Annotated in this window: 21 protein-coding genes and 2 pseudogenes; 10 read left to right on the top strand and 13 right to left on the bottom strand. The window is 44.8% G+C overall.

The annotated features are described in order from the left end of the window. Nucleotides 1–63 precede the first annotated feature (63 nt). Both hutW and ACTHTG_RS00110 read left to right on the top strand, forming a co-directional pair. Entirely contained in the window at nt 64–1,884 is a 1,821-nt protein-coding gene (gene hutW, locus ACTHTG_RS00115; protein WP_004520547.1) for a heme anaerobic degradation radical SAM methyltransferase ChuW/HutW, read from the top strand. Between the two features lie 92 nt (nt 1,885–1,976). After that, entirely contained in the window at nt 1,977–2,594 is a 618-nt protein-coding gene (locus ACTHTG_RS00110) for an NAD(P)H-binding protein (RefSeq protein WP_070504912.1), read from the top strand. A 154-nt stretch (nt 2,595–2,748) separates the two neighbouring features. Here the strand turns inward: ACTHTG_RS00110 and ACTHTG_RS00105 are convergent, their stop codons facing one another. Genes ACTHTG_RS00105 through pptA form a run of 3 tightly spaced genes read right to left on the bottom strand, consistent with a single transcriptional unit; the run spans nt 2,749 to nt 4,644 of the window. After that, nucleotides 2,749–3,450 (bottom strand): glutathione S-transferase family protein, encoded by a 702-nt coding sequence (locus ACTHTG_RS00105; protein ID WP_004520545.1) that lies wholly within the window; start codon nt 3,448–3,450, stop codon nt 2,749–2,751. Between the two features lie 15 nt (nt 3,451–3,465). Further along, nucleotides 3,466–4,356, bottom strand: a complete 891-nt coding sequence (locus tag ACTHTG_RS00100) for an alpha/beta fold hydrolase (protein ID WP_440360406.1) — start codon at nt 4,354–4,356, stop codon at nt 3,466–3,468. Nucleotides 4,357–4,413: 57 nt separating this feature from the next. Continuing rightward, nucleotides 4,414–4,644 (bottom strand): tautomerase PptA, encoded by a 231-nt coding sequence (gene pptA / locus ACTHTG_RS00095; RefSeq protein ID WP_004520543.1) that lies wholly within the window; start codon nt 4,642–4,644, stop codon nt 4,414–4,416. A gap of 106 nt (nt 4,645–4,750) precedes the next feature. Between pptA and ACTHTG_RS00090 the strand changes: the two genes are divergently transcribed. Then, on the top strand, nt 4,751–5,656 hold the full coding sequence (locus ACTHTG_RS00090; protein ID WP_004520542.1) for a LysR family transcriptional regulator: 906 nt from the start codon (nt 4,751–4,753) through the stop codon (nt 5,654–5,656). 34 nt (nt 5,657–5,690) lie between these two features. Here ACTHTG_RS00090 and ACTHTG_RS00085 read toward each other — a convergent pair whose 3' ends face one another. Beyond that, the gene (locus tag ACTHTG_RS00085; protein ID WP_049336075.1) at nt 5,691–6,581 is read right to left on the bottom strand and encodes a LysR family transcriptional regulator; all 891 of its coding nucleotides are present in this window, start codon (nt 6,579–6,581) and stop codon (nt 5,691–5,693) included. 176 nt (nt 6,582–6,757) lie between these two features. Between ACTHTG_RS00085 and ACTHTG_RS00080 the strand changes: the two are divergent. The 5 genes and pseudogenes from ACTHTG_RS00080 to ACTHTG_RS00060 form a co-directional block, all read left to right on the top strand. Then, nucleotides 6,758–6,991 (top strand): annotated as a pseudogene (locus ACTHTG_RS00080) (NAD(P)H-dependent oxidoreductase); the annotation flags it as partial. Between the two features lie 28 nt (nt 6,992–7,019). Further along, a complete protein-coding gene (locus tag ACTHTG_RS00075; protein ID WP_224783358.1) occupies nt 7,020–7,520 on the top strand; it encodes an OsmC family protein in 501 nt (166 codons plus the stop codon). 92 nt (nt 7,521–7,612) lie between these two features. Beyond that, nucleotides 7,613–7,948: a thioredoxin family protein gene (locus ACTHTG_RS00070; protein ID WP_004520536.1), complete on the top strand. Its 336-nt coding sequence runs from the start codon at nt 7,613–7,615 to the stop codon at nt 7,946–7,948. Between the two features lie 46 nt (nt 7,949–7,994). Further along, complete coding sequence (locus ACTHTG_RS00065; RefSeq protein WP_004520535.1) at nt 7,995–8,285, top strand: hypothetical protein; 291 nt, start codon at nt 7,995–7,997, stop codon at nt 8,283–8,285. Nucleotides 8,286–8,296: 11 nt separating this feature from the next. Further along, entirely contained in the window at nt 8,297–9,337 is a 1,041-nt protein-coding gene (locus tag ACTHTG_RS00060; RefSeq protein ID WP_004520534.1) for an LLM class flavin-dependent oxidoreductase, read from the top strand. Between the two features lie 74 nt (nt 9,338–9,411). On the opposite strand, the gene ACTHTG_RS00055 is transcribed toward ACTHTG_RS00060, so the two are convergent. Continuing rightward, on the bottom strand, nt 9,412–9,840 hold the full coding sequence (locus ACTHTG_RS00055) for a LysR family transcriptional regulator (protein ID WP_004520533.1): 429 nt from the start codon (nt 9,838–9,840) through the stop codon (nt 9,412–9,414). Nucleotides 9,841–9,919: 79 nt separating this feature from the next. Between ACTHTG_RS00055 and ACTHTG_RS00050 the strand changes: the two genes are divergently transcribed. Together ACTHTG_RS00050 and ACTHTG_RS00045 are read left to right on the top strand one after the other, a co-directional pair. Then, entirely contained in the window at nt 9,920–10,054 is a 135-nt protein-coding gene (locus ACTHTG_RS00050; RefSeq protein ID WP_004520532.1) for a hypothetical protein, read from the top strand. A 162-nt stretch (nt 10,055–10,216) separates the two neighbouring features. Continuing rightward, complete coding sequence (locus ACTHTG_RS00045; protein WP_157749784.1) at nt 10,217–10,393, top strand: tannase/feruloyl esterase family alpha/beta hydrolase; 177 nt, start codon at nt 10,217–10,219, stop codon at nt 10,391–10,393. Nucleotides 10,394–11,002: 609 nt separating this feature from the next. Here ACTHTG_RS00045 and ACTHTG_RS00040 read toward each other — a convergent pair. From ACTHTG_RS00040 to ACTHTG_RS00005, 8 genes and pseudogenes are all read right to left on the bottom strand, one after another. After that, nucleotides 11,003–11,485, bottom strand: a complete 483-nt coding sequence (locus ACTHTG_RS00040; protein ID WP_004520529.1) for a hypothetical protein — start codon at nt 11,483–11,485, stop codon at nt 11,003–11,005. Between the two features lie 459 nt (nt 11,486–11,944). Continuing rightward, the gene (locus ACTHTG_RS00035) at nt 11,945–12,235 is read right to left on the bottom strand and encodes a pentapeptide repeat-containing protein (RefSeq protein ID WP_224783370.1); all 291 of its coding nucleotides are present in this window, start codon (nt 12,233–12,235) and stop codon (nt 11,945–11,947) included. 110 nt (nt 12,236–12,345) lie between these two features. Then, nucleotides 12,346–12,609: a hypothetical protein gene (locus ACTHTG_RS00030; protein ID WP_141744544.1), complete on the bottom strand. Its 264-nt coding sequence runs from the start codon at nt 12,607–12,609 to the stop codon at nt 12,346–12,348. Between the two features lie 18 nt (nt 12,610–12,627). Then, nucleotides 12,628–12,972, bottom strand: a pseudogene (locus tag ACTHTG_RS00025) (RHS repeat-associated core domain-containing protein); the annotation flags it as partial. A gap of 12 nt (nt 12,973–12,984) precedes the next feature. Then, entirely contained in the window at nt 12,985–15,141 is a 2,157-nt protein-coding gene (locus tag ACTHTG_RS00020; RefSeq protein WP_440362626.1) for an RHS domain-containing protein, read from the bottom strand. Next, the gene (locus tag ACTHTG_RS00015; protein ID WP_079453697.1) at nt 15,132–15,347 is read right to left on the bottom strand and encodes a hypothetical protein; all 216 of its coding nucleotides are present in this window, start codon (nt 15,345–15,347) and stop codon (nt 15,132–15,134) included. Before ACTHTG_RS00015 ends, ACTHTG_RS00020 begins: the two co-directional genes overlap by 10 nt. A gap of 54 nt (nt 15,348–15,401) precedes the next feature. Continuing rightward, nucleotides 15,402–16,169: a hypothetical protein gene (locus ACTHTG_RS00010; RefSeq protein ID WP_070625102.1), complete on the bottom strand. Its 768-nt coding sequence runs from the start codon at nt 16,167–16,169 to the stop codon at nt 15,402–15,404. A gap of 17 nt (nt 16,170–16,186) precedes the next feature. Then, nucleotides 16,187–17,113: RHS repeat-associated core domain-containing protein (locus ACTHTG_RS00005; protein ID WP_440360404.1), on the bottom strand; the 927-nt coding region annotated here is incomplete at its 5' end.

Below are 17,113 nucleotides of genomic sequence, written 5' to 3'. Positions count from 1 at the left end.
CAAGAAAACGATGATGGTTATTTAATATATCAATCTTATTAATAATTTTTATTAATCATTATCATGGTACAGCAGCTTGTTTGGACTCCGAAACAATCCGCGCCCAAGGCATTTCCCGAACGTCAGGCATTGATGCCGGTTTGGGGCGGCGTTCCAATGCCGCGTCCCCAATGGCAGAACATTTGGAAGAAAAAGCTTCCCCATGCCACCGATGTGGACGCGCTTGCTTATCTGCATATTCCATTTTGCGCCAACCATTGCGTTTTTTGCGGCTTCTACCGTAATGCGTGGAAGGATAGCCAAAGCAGCGTGTACACCGACAAAATTATCGAAGAAATGGCCGCTGAAGCTGAAGTCCGTACAGGCAAGGGCAAAATCCGAGCCGTTTATTTCGGGGGTGGTACGCCGACCGCGTTGCTTACGGAGGACCTTGTCCGCCTGATTTGTGCCTGCTACCAATATCTACCGCTTGCCGAAGACTGCGAGTTCACCATCGAAGGGCGCATGAGCCATTTCGATTTGGAAAAAGCACAGGCTTGTCTCGAAGCAGGGGCCAACCGTATTTCCATCGGCGTGCAAACCTTCAATACCGCCATCCGCCGCCGTCTCGGTCGCAAACACAGCGGCGACGAGGCGTTTGAATATTTGGCAAAATTGTGCGAACTCGATGCCGTGATTGTCGCTGATTTGATGTTCGGCCTACCCAATCAAACCGATGAAGTTTGGCAAAACGATATCGCCCGCGCCGCCGAGCTGCCGCTGTCCGGTTTGGATACGTATGCGTTCAACCTTTATCCCATGCTGCCCATCAACCGCATGATTGAAAAAGGCGCATTTCCGACACCGCCGGGTTTCGATATTCAGGCAGACCAATATGCCTACACGGTTGAAACACTGCTGGAAAAAGGCTGGGAACATGTCAGCAACAGCCACTTCGCCTATCCCGGCCGCGGCGAGCGCAACCGCTACAATACCCTGATCAAATCTGACATTCCCTGTTTGGCGTTCGGCTCCGGCGCAGGGGGTAACTTCGGCGGTTTCAGCTATCAGGTGCAGGGCGATTTGGAGAGTTATCTTGCTACGCCGAAAGGCGAGAAAAACATCGCGTTTATGAGCGGCCATAGTCCAAATAAAGCACTGCTCAGCAAAGTTCAGCACGATATTGAAACAGGCCGTCTGAATCCATTATTGTTTGACGGCAACAAAGCAGCGCAAAAGCTGATTGCCCAATGGCAGGAAATGCAGCTTTTTAAAGAACCTGATTCAGACGGCATTATCCGTTTGAATACCAGTGGCCGTTATTGGTCGCCCACCCTTATCCGCAAACTCATGCTCACTCTTCCAACTCAAGAAAAGGATCAAACCATGCAAAAACTTTCAGCCGAACAACAAACCATGTTGCGTCAATCATTGGAAAAAAATCCCGGCCAAGTACTGGAAATGCTGGCCGCGCAAAACCAATGCAGTTTTGAAGACGTTATCCGCTGCCTGCCTGAAGAGAACGTGCGCCAAACCGAAGGCAGCCGCATAGTCGAAATTCTCCAAGCCGTTGCCGCATGGAATGAATCCGTTACCTTCATCGCCCACACCCCCGATGCCATCGTCGAAGTCAGCGGCAAACTGCCTAACGGCAAAGTCGGCCGCGGCTTCTACAACTTTGACCATCCCGAAACCGACGGCGGCGTACACGGCCACATCTACTATGAAAACTGCGCCTCCATCTACCTTTTGGAACGCCCGTTTATGGGTAAAGCCACTTGCTCGCTCAACTTTATCAACCGCAACGGCGGCGCCATGTTTAAAATTTTCGTCGGCCGCGATGAAGCAGGCGAGTTGAAACAACATCAAATCGAAGCCATGCGAAAACTGTTTGATGCCGCTTAAACGGTTTCAGACGGCCTGAAAATCCGTTCCTTGCCGCGTAGAGGAGCGGATTTTCTAACAATAAACATCTACCATACAAAGGAGCCCCAAACATGCAACTCATCTTCGGAGCCAACGGCCCGTCCGGCCGCGCCTATATCCGCACATTGACTGACTCAGCCGATACCGTCGCCGTATTAAGAAAGCCGTCTGAAGACAGTTTTTTTGTCGAACACAATATTCAAACCGTTGTCGCCGATGCGCTTGATGCCGACGCGCTCGATAAAGCGTTGGCACAATACCATCCTGATACCGTGATCAGTTTTGTCGGCGGCAAAAACGAAGAGGGTATCCGCAGCGATGCGCTGGGCAATATCAACATTATTGCCGCCACGAAAGCCGCCAATCCGCAAGCCCGCTTTGTACTGATTACCAGCATGGGCTGCGGTGAACAATGGGACATGATGAGCGAGCCGTTCAAACAGGCACTAGGTGAAGCCGTCCGTGCCAAAACAGAAGCCGAAATCTATCTCAAACAAAGCGGTTTGATTTGGACCATCCTGCGCCCCTGCGGCCTTGCCGATGGCGAAGATAATGCCTATACCTTGACACAAAATGCCCAAGAAATTCCGCAAAAATACATGACGCGCAACGGCTTGGCCGCTGCCGTTGCTGCCATTGTCGGCCAAGCGGACAGCAAGGGCGAAACGTATAGCGTTGGTGCGGCATAACCGGATTGAATAGATTGTCCACTTTCCATTGTTAAAGTTGGAGTAGGTAATTGATTAGTAGCCGATCAAATAATAAAGGATTTGCTGAGAAAAGACTGGGAGATATAAATAAAAGGCCGTCTGAAACATTTCAGACGGCCTTTGATTTTTTACTTTATTCTCCAAATACTGCCTGATCGAAACGTTCAATATAGGCGACTAAATTTGCTTTGGTTCTTGCATATAGCGCAATTTCAGTGTCGATGGGGGTAAGAATCAGGTTTGCAACAACAGGCACGATGGCCACATCAACGGAGGTTAATTCTTCGCCGAAAAAGTAGCGTTTTGTGCCTAAGTAGTTGCTAATGGCGTCTAAATCTCCTTTTCCGAAGGCGTAAATATCAGATTGTGTGTGTCTTCCGATACCATGTCCGTACATTTCTTTTTTCGCGTTTTCCTGTAACACAGCAAAAATCGCTTCGGCTTGTTCGGTCGGCATGCCATCAAACATTGCCTTCATCATAAATGGTTTGCTGAGAGGATCGACGAAACGGTTATATACGACCATCCAATATAAATGTTCTTCTGTCATACGGCGAAAGGCTTCAGCAATCGCTTTTTGTTCAGGCGTTAAATGTTTATCTAAATCAATGCCGTAGGTTTCGGTTAGATAACGCTGAATGAGAGAGCTATCAGGGATCAACTTCTCGCCATCCTGCAATACCGGAACTTTGCCTTTAGGCATTTTGCTGAGATCGGCAACATATTCTTTTTCGAAATCTAAGCCGGATAAACGCAGCATCGCTTCAGTTTTCCAAGCGAAAGGTGATGAACTGCGAATTTTACCTTCACCGGGTAAAGTAAATAATTTAAGCATTTTGTTTTCCTTTCATTATTTGTTATTCAAATACGGTTCTACAATAGTCCAAACAGCCGGGAAGTTCAAGACAAATACCGGATGTGGCGCATTAGGGATAACGGATAAATCGGCATTCTGTGTCATGCGATAGGCGTTGATGACTGTATCCAAGGGTGCATTGGCATCGTCTTCGCCAACCACAAACAACACCGGCGATTGGATCTTACCAAATGTCTCTTTGCCAACTTGGGTGTTGTCATAATTTTTCTGCGCATTGTCAAACCACGTTGCCGTTTGTTGTAGGTTGGGGCGAATGCTTTGTTGCATTTCCCAATAACTTGGATCTAACTGGCGGATTTGTTCATAGCTTGCACGTTTATTTCCCCCGCCTTGAATAAAACCACGTTTCCATTCGCCGGCACCGATAGCAATAATTTTGGCTGCCTGTTCGGGATAATCGGCAGCAAAGGTGAGGGCGGTATAAGCGCCGTCTGAAAAGCCGAGCAAATCCACTTTACCGTTAATTTGTGCGGCTTTTAATACGGCAAGCACATCAGCCGCTTTTTGTGCATAAGTTGGCGCAACACTGCCGACTTCAGATTTGCCATGACCGCGTGTACTGATGGCGATGACTTCATGATTTTGGCTTAAACGGTCAATAAACTCGCCCATTTCAGCTGTTGAACCCACTAATCCGCCATGCAAAACAATTACAGGTGAGCCTTTGCCATAGCGTTCAAAATAAATTTTCGCCCTATCACTTGCCGTCGCATAACGACCAACTTTTTCATTGTTCCCATAAGGCACTTGGCTATGGTAGGCAGTTTCATTTTGTCCAAAATAGCGCAACGGTTCACCGGCAAAACTGCTCGTTGCAAGAGTGGCGAAAAGTACGCTAAACCCTAATTTTTTAAATGCTTTCATGCTGTTCTCCTGAGTAAAGTGCGGTCGTTTTTTTAGGGTTTTGATGATACGCGCAGGTTACATGTCATATTCGGGTTTACGTAACAGGTTCTCTACATTTGGCTCAATTTCTTTGTCCCAAACCTTTTCTTTCCATTCATCATCCGGAATTTCAGTGTAGGCAATAGTGATGAATTCTGCAGGCGTGTTTAGACGCTCGCTGGCAAAAGCCGTTAAATCATCTGCAAAGGCTTGCAATTCCTGTTCAGACAGGTTCTTTGGACAACATTTGATATTGATATGTGGCATAAAGTACTCCTTGCTTCATCTGTTTGTAATGAAATATATTGTATATTACTTTAATTAACTTGATAATCTATCAAATTAAATAAACAGTTTTAAGAAAGGCTTTATAATGGAGCAATTCAAACTTATCTATATTTTTGCCACCGTGCTGCAATACGGCAGTATGAATGCCACCGCGCCGCATTTGGGCATGACCGCCAGCGCAATCAGTCAAGCCATTCGCAAGCTGGAAAATCATTACGGCGTCAAATTGCTTAACCGCACCACACGCAGCCTCACGCCGACGGCAGAAGGGCGGCAGTTGCAGCAATACGCCCGTCAATTAACCGACTGGCACGATGCCGTTGAGCGCGAAATGGGTATTTTGCAAACCGAACCGGAAGGTGAAGTCCGCATCAGCCTACCGACCGGTTATAGCGCGGTTGAACCGATGAAACGTACCGTGCAAACCTTACGACATCGTTACCCAAAAATTCGCTTAATACTCAATGAAAACAACCGCTTGGTGGATTTGCAAAACGATACCGATATCGCTATCCGCGTTGTTTTACATCCTGACGATCCCGACAGCATCGCGCGCCCGTTGGCACAATGGCAAACCTTGATTTGCGCTTCACCAGACTATTTGCGTGAACACCCCATTGCCCAGCCGCAAGATTTACTCAATGCCGACTGGCTTAATCACAATAGCAATGTCCTGCTACACGCATTCAAGTGTTTAGGGCTACCGGAAACGCTGCCCGAAAATCGCACCGATTGCCCAGATTCTTCACTGGTCGCACGAGAATATGCCTGTGCCGGCATGGGGTTGGCGGTGTTGCTTTCTGGCGATGTGGCGCCTTTGATAGAAAATGGTCAGTTAAGCATTGTATTACCTGAACACACACTTCCCACCCGCACCCTTTATGCCACCACCGCACATCGCACCCAATCAGCAAAAGTACGCACCGTATTGGATTGCTTAATGCGTTGTTTTGGTGAAGAAAAGGGATTGATAAAAAGTGCTGGAAATTGACCGCACTTTGTTATTAAAAAGGCCGCCTGAAATTTCAGACGGCTTTTACTTTTAACGCATCCACAATCAACTTAAACACATTGGAATGCCCGCGGCGGCTGGGGTAATAGAGGTAAAGCGGATCGTAAGTGATGGCATACTCGGGTAACAGCTCAACCAACTGCCCAGAATGGAGTGCGTCTGCGGCGATGATATGTGGCAGCCAAGTGATGCCAAGGCCGTCTGAAACGGCTTGCAGGCGCAGATGATTGTTGATAGAAAACTGCGATTTTGGTGTGAACGTAATCAGCTTTTTTTTATATTTGAATTCCCATTGAATTTCCGTGCCGTGTTCGGCGGAGAGCTTCGCACCGATAAGGCGGTGCTGCTGCAAATCATCAATATTTTTCAGCGAACCGTATTGCGCCAAATAATCGGGCGAGGCGACCAATACCATTTTGAACGGCGCAGAAATCGGTACGGCAATCATCTCTTTCGCTACCTTGTTACCTAACCGAACGCCCATATCAAATCCTTCTTTCACAATATCTGCCCAACGATCGTCCACCACGATTTCCAAGCGGATTTTCGGGTATTGGTTCAAAATCGGCTTTAATTTTGGATACAACACGGCTTCCGCTGCCATCGCCGGGGCGTTGATGCGAATCAATCCCGATGGCGTATTCAAAAAATCATTTAATGCATCGACTTCTTGGTTTATGGCTTGATAAAGTGGGAAAAGTTGATCGAAAAGCTGTTGCCCGGCTTCGGTCAGCGATACATTGCGTGTAGTGCGGTTGAACAGACGCAAATTTAGCCGCATTTCTAAATTTTTCATGCTATGACTCAACGCCGAAGAAGAAATCCCCAAAAGTTGCCCCGCTTTCACAAAACTCTGCGTTTGCGCCAGTGTTAAAAAATAATTCAGTTCGTTAAAGTTCTGCATTTTCTCTTTAAACTCTTTTTTATTAGTGAATTTAATTCATTACATTATAAAGATAAACCCTATTTATCTCAATAAAAACAAATCATAAAATGACTTCAACTTCTGAGAATAAACAGAAGACAATATCCGTAAACATCACATCCTTTTTTTATAAATTATTTATTCTAGGAGTAAAAATGAACATTTTATTATTAAACGGTGGTAAAGCTTTCGGTCATTCTCATGGTGAGTTAAACCACACGCTTCACAAAAAAGCAAAAGAAGTTTTGACCGCACTTGGACACAATGTAAAAGAAACTGTGATTGATGCTGGCTATGATGTTGAGGCAGAAATCGAAAAATTCTTGTGGATGGATGCCGTGATTTGGCAGATGCCTGTTTGGTGGATGCACGAGCCTTGGACAGTGAAGAGCAATTCATCATATGAAAGGACAAAACATGATTAACGGGTTAGATATCGAACGTTTCCGAACCACCATGGCAGCGGTTGAAAACGACCATGCAAAAGGCAAGGCAGTATTACGCGCCGATTCGCGCTGGGTATCCGGCACGAAGAATGAAATCTCCGTGCGCCGCTTCCCTGCCTTTACCACAGACGAACCGAAAAACATGGGCGGTGAAAACGCCGCCCCAAATCCGGTGGAATACCTGATCAGCGCTGCGGCAGGCTGCTGCTCCATAGGTTTCGAGTTGCAAGCAGCATTGGCAGGCGTGAAACTGGAACAGTTTGAAATATCCGCAAGCGGCGGTATCGACATGGCCAAACTGTTCGGCATGGAAGATGGCTACGGCGGACTGGATAATCTGGTGCTAACCATAAAAGTAAAAGCCGACGCCGACCTTCCTACCCTGCAAAATTTCGCCGACCGCTCAGCCGCCACCTCCCCAGTGTTGAACAGCCTGAAAGCGCGGGCAAAAGTGGTTGTGGAAAAAATCTAGACGACTCAAAACGTTTTCTTGTTTTCATTTCGTTAAAAGCCCCTTTTCTGGACAACTAGAAAAGGGCTTAATCGCTCAAAGGAGTACATGGCATGCAACAACTGCACACTTTGAAAGACATCGAACAGGCCATCGCCACATACCCTTTAGTATCACTGTACATCAAAGCCCCAATCTGCGGTGTTTGTACGGTCGTGGGCGCCCAGCTTGACTCAGCTTTGGCGGAGGAAGGAAATGTGTATGCCGTAAAAGCCGATATTGCTGAAATACCCGAAATGACCGGACGTTTCCACGTGCTGACCGTACCTGCATGGCTGCTGTTTTATCAAGGCAAGGAAGTAGAACGGATGGCCCGCTTCATCCCTCAGGCACAGATGAAGCAGACATTGGCAAAATGGACAAAAGTAGCAGAAAGCGGATATCAGTAACCGGTCTATCAATGTTTCAGACGGCTGCGGTCTTGATAAAGATTTCTTGGTAGGCGTAAAACTCAATTCGGCGGACTTCCAAAAAGGCGGTTTTGACGAAAGCGAATCGGTGCAGGTAGTACAAAAACTGTCAGAAATGGGCATTGATTTTATTAAGGCAGAAATCACCCAATCCTTATGCAACGAGCTCTGGGAAAAACTCGGCAATGGTGAAATCGGCAAACCGATTATTCATCAAGTATTTGATTTTAAATACGTAGCAAAAGCCCATATAGAAATGGACAAAGGCACGCATATTGGGAAAGTGATGTTGGATTTCACTTTGCTCAATCAATAAGGAGTAACACCATGAAACTTTCCATTCTCAATCTTGCCCCCGTTCGTGAAGGGCAAACTTATTTGCAAGCGGTCGATTCGATGGTGAATCTTGCAAAACACGCGGAGCGCATTGGCATTGAGCGCTATTGGATTGCTGAGCATCATAATATGAAAAATTTGGTGAGTTCAGCGACCGCACTTTTAATTCAACATACGCTAGCCAATACGAAGACCTTGCGCGTTGGCTCGGGCGGCGTGATGTTACCGAATCATTCGCCTTATGTGGTGGCCGAGCAATATGGCACACTGGAGACGCTTTATCCAAACCGTGTTGAACTCGGTTTAGGACGTGCGCCAGGAACTGATATGCAAACGGCTGCGGCACTTCGTCGAGGACGAAAAAGTCTGGATTTCCCTGCGGAAATTGCGGAACTTCGCGGTTACTTTAAAGATTCTAACCCTGTTTCTGCATATCCTTCTGCCGGCTTGAATATACCGTTTTATATTTTAGGATCTAGCACTGAAAGTGCCTATCTTGCGGCAGAACTTGGCTTGCCTTATGCATTTGCTTCACACTTTGCGCCACGTATGATGGAAATGGCAGTGGAGATTTACCGCAAAAACTTCAAACCTTCTACCTATCTTGCTGAACCTTATGTCATCTTAGGTGTGAACGCGATTGTTGCAGAAACCGATAACGAAGCGAGACAACTCGCGACGACACAAACACTATTTTTCTTAAATATAGTGACTAATGCGCAACAAAATTTACAACCACCGATGGCGTCAGAAGAAGACGTTTGGAAAGCCCAAATGCATGCCCAAAAGAAACCACACTTTGGCCCAGTCGATTTTGAGGAAATCCCGATTTACAATCAAGAGCGTGCCGTAGTGGAACAAATGACTGCTTGTTCGCTTATCGGTAGTCCTGAAAGTGTGGAATTTCAACTCAAGCAACTGCGTGAACGGGTACATTTTGATGAAATTATGGCGGTGAGTTATATTTTTGATGAACAAAAACAAGCCCAATCTTATACGATGTTAAAATCGATTGTGGATAAGCAATCGTGATAAAAACATGGCGAGATCATCTCGCCATGTTTTATGCCTAAACCATTTTCGACAATAACATCTCCTTCAACTTGTTATACACCCACACCACTCGCTTGGTCATCCACACTTTTGAGCTTATCAATTCCCACCCGCCAATCAATCACAATGTCGGAGTAGGGCTCAAGTGCGGTCAATAATTCAAACAGAATTTCATCGTTATAAGCATTGGCGGCAGGGTGTACCACACCTTGCATTGCTTTTTCTTTTACATTGTTTTTAGCAAATAGCCGTTCGCTTTCCGCCAAATATTGCGTCGCTTTCGGCAAAAATTGTTCGCCAAATTCAGTGAGCTTGATGTTTCGCGTGTTACGTTTGAACAAACTTTCACCTAATAAGGCTTCGAGATCGGCGATCATTCTTGTGACGACTTGAGGCGAAACGGCGAGCCGCTGGGCGGTTTCACGAAAATTAAAGGTTTCGGCAGCGGAGCAAAAATAGCGAAGGGCTTCTAGTTTATTCACTATTATTCCTTTTTTCAGAATAGTTTATTCTTATTTTATTAATTTTTAAGTCAGAATACTAGGGTTATACTGCATCAAAGTGTTGAATGAAGACATTACCGGCCAAGTAAACAAAGATCGTAATGTGCTAACTGGCGACAGCCCGCTGGCATCAAATAATCTTGGAATTTTAGCGGCAGATGCGTTGTTGAAAAAAGTAGCTAGCTTGGGTTAATTCATTCAATCTAGTCCAAACAAAAAAACAGTCCGCAACTTTAAAGTGAAGTTGCGGACTGTTTTTTTTTGTTTTACATCGGTGGTCCGAAAAATAGCCATGGCGAACTATTTATAATGGCTGGTTCTACGATAGCGGTATCAACCAAGAAGGTTGGCGCGGTTGGAAACTGACAGATTCACAAACCGCCGAGCCAAACGCACGCAATATCGTGCTTTCCAAAGGGTCGATGACGTATTACTTTATAACGCCGAAGGCGCAGAAGAGTTCTCCCGTTTCTTTGCGATTCCAGGTTTGAACCACTGTGATGGCAGCGTCGATTTGCGCTTATATAAGTAATTGTACTACTGAAGAAACAGGAGTTAGCAGACTAAAATCGTAGAGTTATGAATTTAACATAATATAAATTAATTTCCTTTTCCCTATTCTTCTACAAATTCCGCTGTTTTGTTCCTATATGTCAAATGAGAATTAATGGTACTCAAGAGAGTGTGCTCATAGTACTCCAATTTTTAGTATAAAATCAATAGGTTTTAAGAGAGATTTGGCTGTAACTCTACCACTTAATTATTGAGTAGTAGTAGGGTTGAGGGTAGAAAACTTATTACGATACTAAGTACCTTCAACTCATAGCATATAGCTAATTTATAAAGGCCATCTGAATATCAGACGGCCTCCTGTCTATTAGAATTTAGACATTGTAAATTTCTTCGTTCTTAACATTTTCTTAAGGCTTCCGCTTCAGTCGTACCCGGAGGGTTTATACCAAAAAAAGCTGAACCATCCTTGTAACTTGAGACAACTAATACGATCGATCTAAAAAAAAACTTGCTCAAACTGAAATCAAAATAAAGCCATCGTTAACACCGAGATTTGGAAAGCTACGTGAAGGCTTTTCAAATAGTACGAAGCATTTTACTTTCAGGACAAGCTTTGAGTTGGAATAGATCATTTGTTCTTATAGATGAGATTTTCAGGTTTTTTGTCGGGAGAAATAAGAAGTTTATCAAGGTATTCGGGGTCATGCCAGTCATCCCAAGGTGCTAGACTAAAATAAGCTTTAATAAAACCATCAATAATAGCTGAACCTTCGGTATTAATACCAATAATATTTCCTTGTTCAATTAAGTCAATATTAGGAAAATATTGCTTCAGTATATTTTTATTTACTATACCTTTTTGAATAATTGGCCAGAATCCTTTATCTAACGATTCTTCAGTAATAAACATAGCAGCAATAATATCGTTTTTATCTATTTTTATATCTTCATATAAAGGAAGGTTTTTTGAGGAAATTTTCATTTTGGTAATTAAGCAGGCTACACCTATCCAATCATATTTTCCAAGAATCTGTCCAACAGCTAAAAAATCATCTTCTATGGGAATGCCAAAATAATCGCCTACCTGCCATTTCTGTTTTTTTCTTGCCATTTTTTAAAGTTCCTTTCTGTAATTCAATAAGGCATGGGAATTTTTCCACCTGCTGCACGGTAGCGAGGTTCAGACATCTGATGACGTTTATTGGCCAAAGGTCCTCCTCGACTCTTGATACCGCCTTGTAATCTAATGTGATCTTCTTCCAATCGGTCTAGACATTGACCAGATTTAGTTTGCCCAAGTAAGGTAAACCTGTGAGTTGCTCTGAATGCTCTATTATGTTCTCTTTGCCTGGCAAAATATCTTATTGAGGATTTGGCTCGGCCTACATATTTTTCGCCAGTTTTAGGATGTGTCCTCAGATAAACAATTCCACAAGTACCTGGCGGACAATAGCAGGGGTCAGTTTTCTCTGATTCTGGTTTGCTACATACTCCTTATGGCCTCTAGAGGCAATTACTGCTGTTGCCGCCTAAAAGGCGGCTCGGATGCCTTGTTCAACATTGTAATAAATTATATTTCATTTGTAGAAAATATATTATCTTCTATATAGCAGTTTTGAAAAGAGCAATTAGATATTAAATTATCTTGTATATGCATTGATCTGAATACACAATTAATAAATGTGCAATTAGTAAATTTTGTATTACAAACTATTGCCGTAATAAAAGAACAATTAATAAAATTACAATTAGTAAAGGAACTATAGCTTATGAAAGCGCCACGAAATGAACAGAAAAAAAATTTAAGACTTCCAATTTCCCTATGGGATATTTCGTATCTGTGAAAATCAATATTATCCATATGGATTAACTGTCTAGAAATTAAGACATCTAATTCTTTTGTTTCGATTTTAATTAGAGACTTTGTAATATTTTTAAGTAATTCTTGAATGTCATTTGATATCATTTTTATTACCACCAATCTATAGGGTCTAGTTGTATATCTCTCAAAGGTATTCTTGGTTTAGATAATGGAGCAGTTCCTGGTGTACTGGCAGGTATTTGATTACACAATAATCCGGCTACCATTCTATGGTTACCATCTACAATAGTATTTCCATCCATTTTAACTGGAGGGGCAATACTACCTTTTTCAATCAATGCTGTGTATCTCGCAGCAGCAGGGATGGAAACACTTTTTTGTAATGTTAGATAAGATGTTTTCGCTGTAACCATTGTTGTCTGCTATTGCATCTAAACATTTCTTACGTTTTTTTTCTTCTTGGCATTTTCCTGTACATGTATCGCTCTCCGATGATGCAACGACACCTGTTGCGGCAGCTCCAAGCCCCCATATGCAATCCATTTAGGCAATGCCGCATCAGTGGGGTCTGGAGTCATTGTATCAATTACAATCATAGACAATGCCCCTTTGGATATGCTAACAGCATTTAATCCCCAAGGATCCATCATATTTTGTATATTTGTCGAAAATTGATAAAAGTTACTTCCACCTCCCAACCCAATCGGATCCTGATTTACAAACCGACCCACATCAGGCTCATAATACCTGAAGAAGTTGTAATGCAACCCCGTTTCACGGTCGCAATACTAGTTCTGTAATCGGAATGGTTGGTATGCGCTATCCGTTACCTTGGTTTCCTCTTTCAGAAGGCACCAGCCGGTGTAGTTGTCGAACCACAAGAGGTTACCGTCCTTATCGGTCATCTCTCTTGGGATGCCGATTTGGTCGCAGTGGAAGTAGTAGATTTGTTGGCGGCTTTCGCCCTCGGCATTGGTGTGGTTGTGTACCTGTGCCAAGGGTTCGTAGCTGTCGGGATCGGTGTAGATATAGGTATATCTGCCGTTCGGGTGGATTTCTTGCAAGAGGTGGCTGCCGTCCCAAACGAAGCGGGTTTGGTTTTCGAGGTCGTTCCCGCTTAAATCATGCTGGAATGATGTTTCTGAAACTTCTTCGTTTTTCAAACAGCCTTTGCCTATCCTTCTGCCCAAGGCGTCGTAGCTGTACACCCAAGTTTCTTTCGTACCGTCTTTTTTAAAGATTTCGGCTTTAACCAGTTGGTCGTGCAGATCGTAGAAGTAGTTCTGCACTTCGCCGTCGGCCAGTTCGCGGTGGATCAGGTTGCCGAGGTCGTCGTAGTAATAGCTGCTGCCGTTGTAGGTTTGTAGGCGGTTGTCGGGGACGGTAGGGCTGTTGTTGTCGGACAGGATATTGTGTGCGGGGTCGAAGGCGAATACTTCGCTATCCGCTTTGGTAATCTGGCCCAGTTTGTCGTATTCAAACCGGGTCGTGCCCGTCCGTTGGTCGGTGCTGTGGGTCAGGTTGCCGGTGCGGTCGTAGCCGTAGCTGCGTTTGACGGCATAGACCGATGTTACTGCATTTTTAGCTGTCTCGGTCTGCGTCAGCTCGTTGAGTGCGGCAATTTGCCTTTTCAGACGGCCTAAGGGATCGAGTTCGTAACGGCTGGCGAGTTTACCCTGGGTGCGGTAGATTTCACGGTGCAGCTTATCGCGTTCGATGTCGGAGATGACTTCGTCGTCGAGGCTGATTTGGTGCAGGTGGCCGCTGCCGTAATACAGGTAGTTGATCTGTCTGCCGTCGGGCAGGACGGTGGCGGTACGGTTGCCGTTGAAGTCGTAGTGGTAGCGGATGCTTTCGGTAACGGGCAGGTACAGCATGTCGTACTGCGCATCGCGCCAGTCGGTTTCGGGCAAACCGTTTCGGGCGTTCTCTTCCTTAGTCGGTACTTTCCATTGGTGCTGGCCGATGATTTGGCCGTTGCCGTTGTAGTCGAAGCAGGTGATGCTGTGGCGGTTGGCGGCACGGACGAGGTTGCCGTCCAAGTCGTATTGGTAAGCGGTTTCCTGAACCTTGTCGTTGTTGCGGGCGAGGGTATGGATTAAGCGGCCCAATACGTCGCGTTTGAACTCGGTAATCCGCAGCGGGGTTTGGCTGTCGAGGCCGTCTGAAAGCGGGGCGGCGTCTTTTTTGGGGACGGGTTGTCCGCCCAGCTGCGCCATCAGTTTGGCGGCAAGGGAGGCGTCATCACTGAATTCGCGCTGTTCAATCAGTTCGTTGCCGGCGTTGTAGCGGTAGCCGGTGAGCTTATGGTCGAAACCGCTTTCTGCAATCAATCGGTCGAGGACGTCGTAGGCAAAGCGGTAGCGCGCACCGTTTTCATTGGTGAGGCCGACTAGGCGGCGGGCTTTGTCGTAATGGTAGCCGAAGGTATGGCCCAGCGCATTGGTGCGTTGGGTCGGCAGACCGTCCTGGCCGTATTCGTAGGAGGTGGTGTGGCCTTCGCCGTCGGTATGGGTGGTCAAACGACCTGCAGCATCGTAGCCGAAGGTCTCTTTGCTGCCGTCTGGATAGAGGGCGAGGGTGAGGTTTTGATTGGCGTCGTAGTGGTATTCGGTGTGCTGTCCCAGCGCATCGGTAATACGCACCAGCTGTCCTTCAGGGGTGTAGGCCAGTTTGGTTTCGTAACCGGAGCAGTCGGTAATCCGGTCGGGCTGATGGTTTTCGTTATAGTGGTAGGCGGTACTGCTGCCGTTCGGATCGGTTACCGACAGCAACAGACCGTTGCCGGCATATTCGAAACGGGTGATGTGTTTCAGCGGGTCGATATAGGCCAATCCGGCCGCATCGCGGATAATGCGTTGGCAGCCAGGTACGCTCCAACCCTCGCCGAGCCAGCCGGTACCGTCTTGGTCGGAATAATAGCTGCGGCTCCATACTAGAGGCAAAATGCCTTCAAAGGCAAAGTCGGTTTCACCCTCCAAAACTTCAAACCGTGTATCGGATTCACCGGCCGACCGGCACCCACTGCACCCTTACAGGACAGACAGGTTTTAGGGGGAAGTCTTTTGCTGAACTTGCCGTTCATATGGAACATATCGCCGGTGCGCACGATATAGCGTTTGCGGATTTTAACCGAGGAAGAATGGCGCATCGGCCAGGCCGGTTTGGTGGCGGTACGGGAAAGTATGCCCTTGCGGCCCGGAAGTTATAAATAAAGTTGGATAATACTTGTTATTTTTTTTTGTGTTTCAACACTAATTTCCTGGTTAAAATTTTGGATTAATTTAAGAAAATCAATAATTAAGTTGATTTGATTAGTGTTAAATATCGTACTTTGGTCTCTTAGGGCAATATATAAAAAGTCAACAACGTAACCATATAAATAGAATTTAGATAAATTAGAAAAAATATATTTTAAACAGCAAGGAGTAAAATATAATATAGCCTTATTAGTAAAGGCTTGCCACTCTAGTGATTCAAGTATTGAGAGAAAATCATCGTATGTTATCTCAATCCAAGTTTTAGTAGATAGTTGCATTATAGAAAATATATAAAAGTTATCACTATCATCAAAACTTATGATGTTATTTTTATCAACTTTAAAAATTGGGAAAGTAGGCTTAATTTTTTCTTCTAGACAATTTCGTTCTTGTATATATTTTACCTCCATAAGAAATTTTTCAAATTCATAATTCACTCCTAAATCTTTGATAAACTTAGAAATATATTCTAAAAAATCATAAATTATATTAATTTCATTTTTGGTTAAAGATTGTAGTAAATTAAATAGTTCACTTACTTCTCCTTGGGATATGTTAGAATAATAGCTAAATAATTCTATGAAATAATCATTATCTATACTAGGATTTTCTATTGAGTTTAGTAAAAGTGTATTTAAATGTAAAGCATTTTCATTTTTTTGTTTATCTGACATTTGATTTTTAATTAACAAAATTAGATTGTTTTTTTTCATGTCTTACTTTCTATATTTTAAGGTATGGCAGCATTTGCAGGAATTGTTCCCCATAAAGGAGGGAGTAAAGAAGGCAAAAACCGAACAATTCGATAAACTATATATGCAGCTCCAGCACCAGCAACAACTTTTGCTCCTGTTTCTACAGTAGACCTCGGAACAGCAGGATTTTTCCACTGTTTAGGCTGAGGAACTGGTTTTGTCGCCCACTTCCACGCCCCAGAAGGGGGACTTCCACAACCTGAATCGTTCCACTCCTGCAAACGGTCTCTAAGGCTTTTCTGTTGATTCTTGATTTCCTGTTCATGTGTTTTCCACGACTGGGTACCAGGACCATTGCGACCATTAATTTGTTCATTGAACCTATGGCGCAAACCATGAGTGCCACCATTGTTACATTTCCGTTTATCTCTATTAATTAATCTATCAATATCTTGCCCAATCTCTTCGCATGATCGTTTTGACTTTCCTTTTAGACCTAATGGATCAAGCCAACGAGATATATTGAAGGCAAACATATAAAAATTACTACCTCCAAACAACCCAATCGGATCCTGATTCACAAACCGACCCGCATCAGGCTCGTAATACCTGAAGAAGTTGTAATGCAGCCCCGTCTCACGGTCGCAATACTGGTTCTGCAGGCGGAAGGGTTGGTGAGCAGTTCCGGATATGTTGGTTTCACTCTTCAGTTTGCCCCAGCCGGTATAGTTGCCAAACCACAAGAGGTTGCCGTCTTCATCGGTCATCTCTCTCGGAATGCCGATTTGGTCGCAGTGGAAGTAGTGGGTTTGTTGGCGGCTTTCGCCTTCTTCGTTGGTCCGGTTATGTACCTGTGCCAAGGGTTCGTAGCTATCGGGATCGGTATAGATATAGGTATATCTGCCGTCCGGGTGGACTTCCTGCAAGAGGTGGCTGCCGTCCCAAACGAAGCGGGTTTCCTC

It is taken from the genome of Neisseria sp. P0017.S009 (genome assembly GCF_051957375.1).
Classification (GTDB): domain Bacteria; phylum Pseudomonadota; class Gammaproteobacteria; order Burkholderiales; family Neisseriaceae; genus Neisseria; species Neisseria perflava.
The sequence above is the reverse complement of the archived record's forward strand: the minus strand, read 5'-3'. Positions and strand labels throughout refer to the sequence as shown.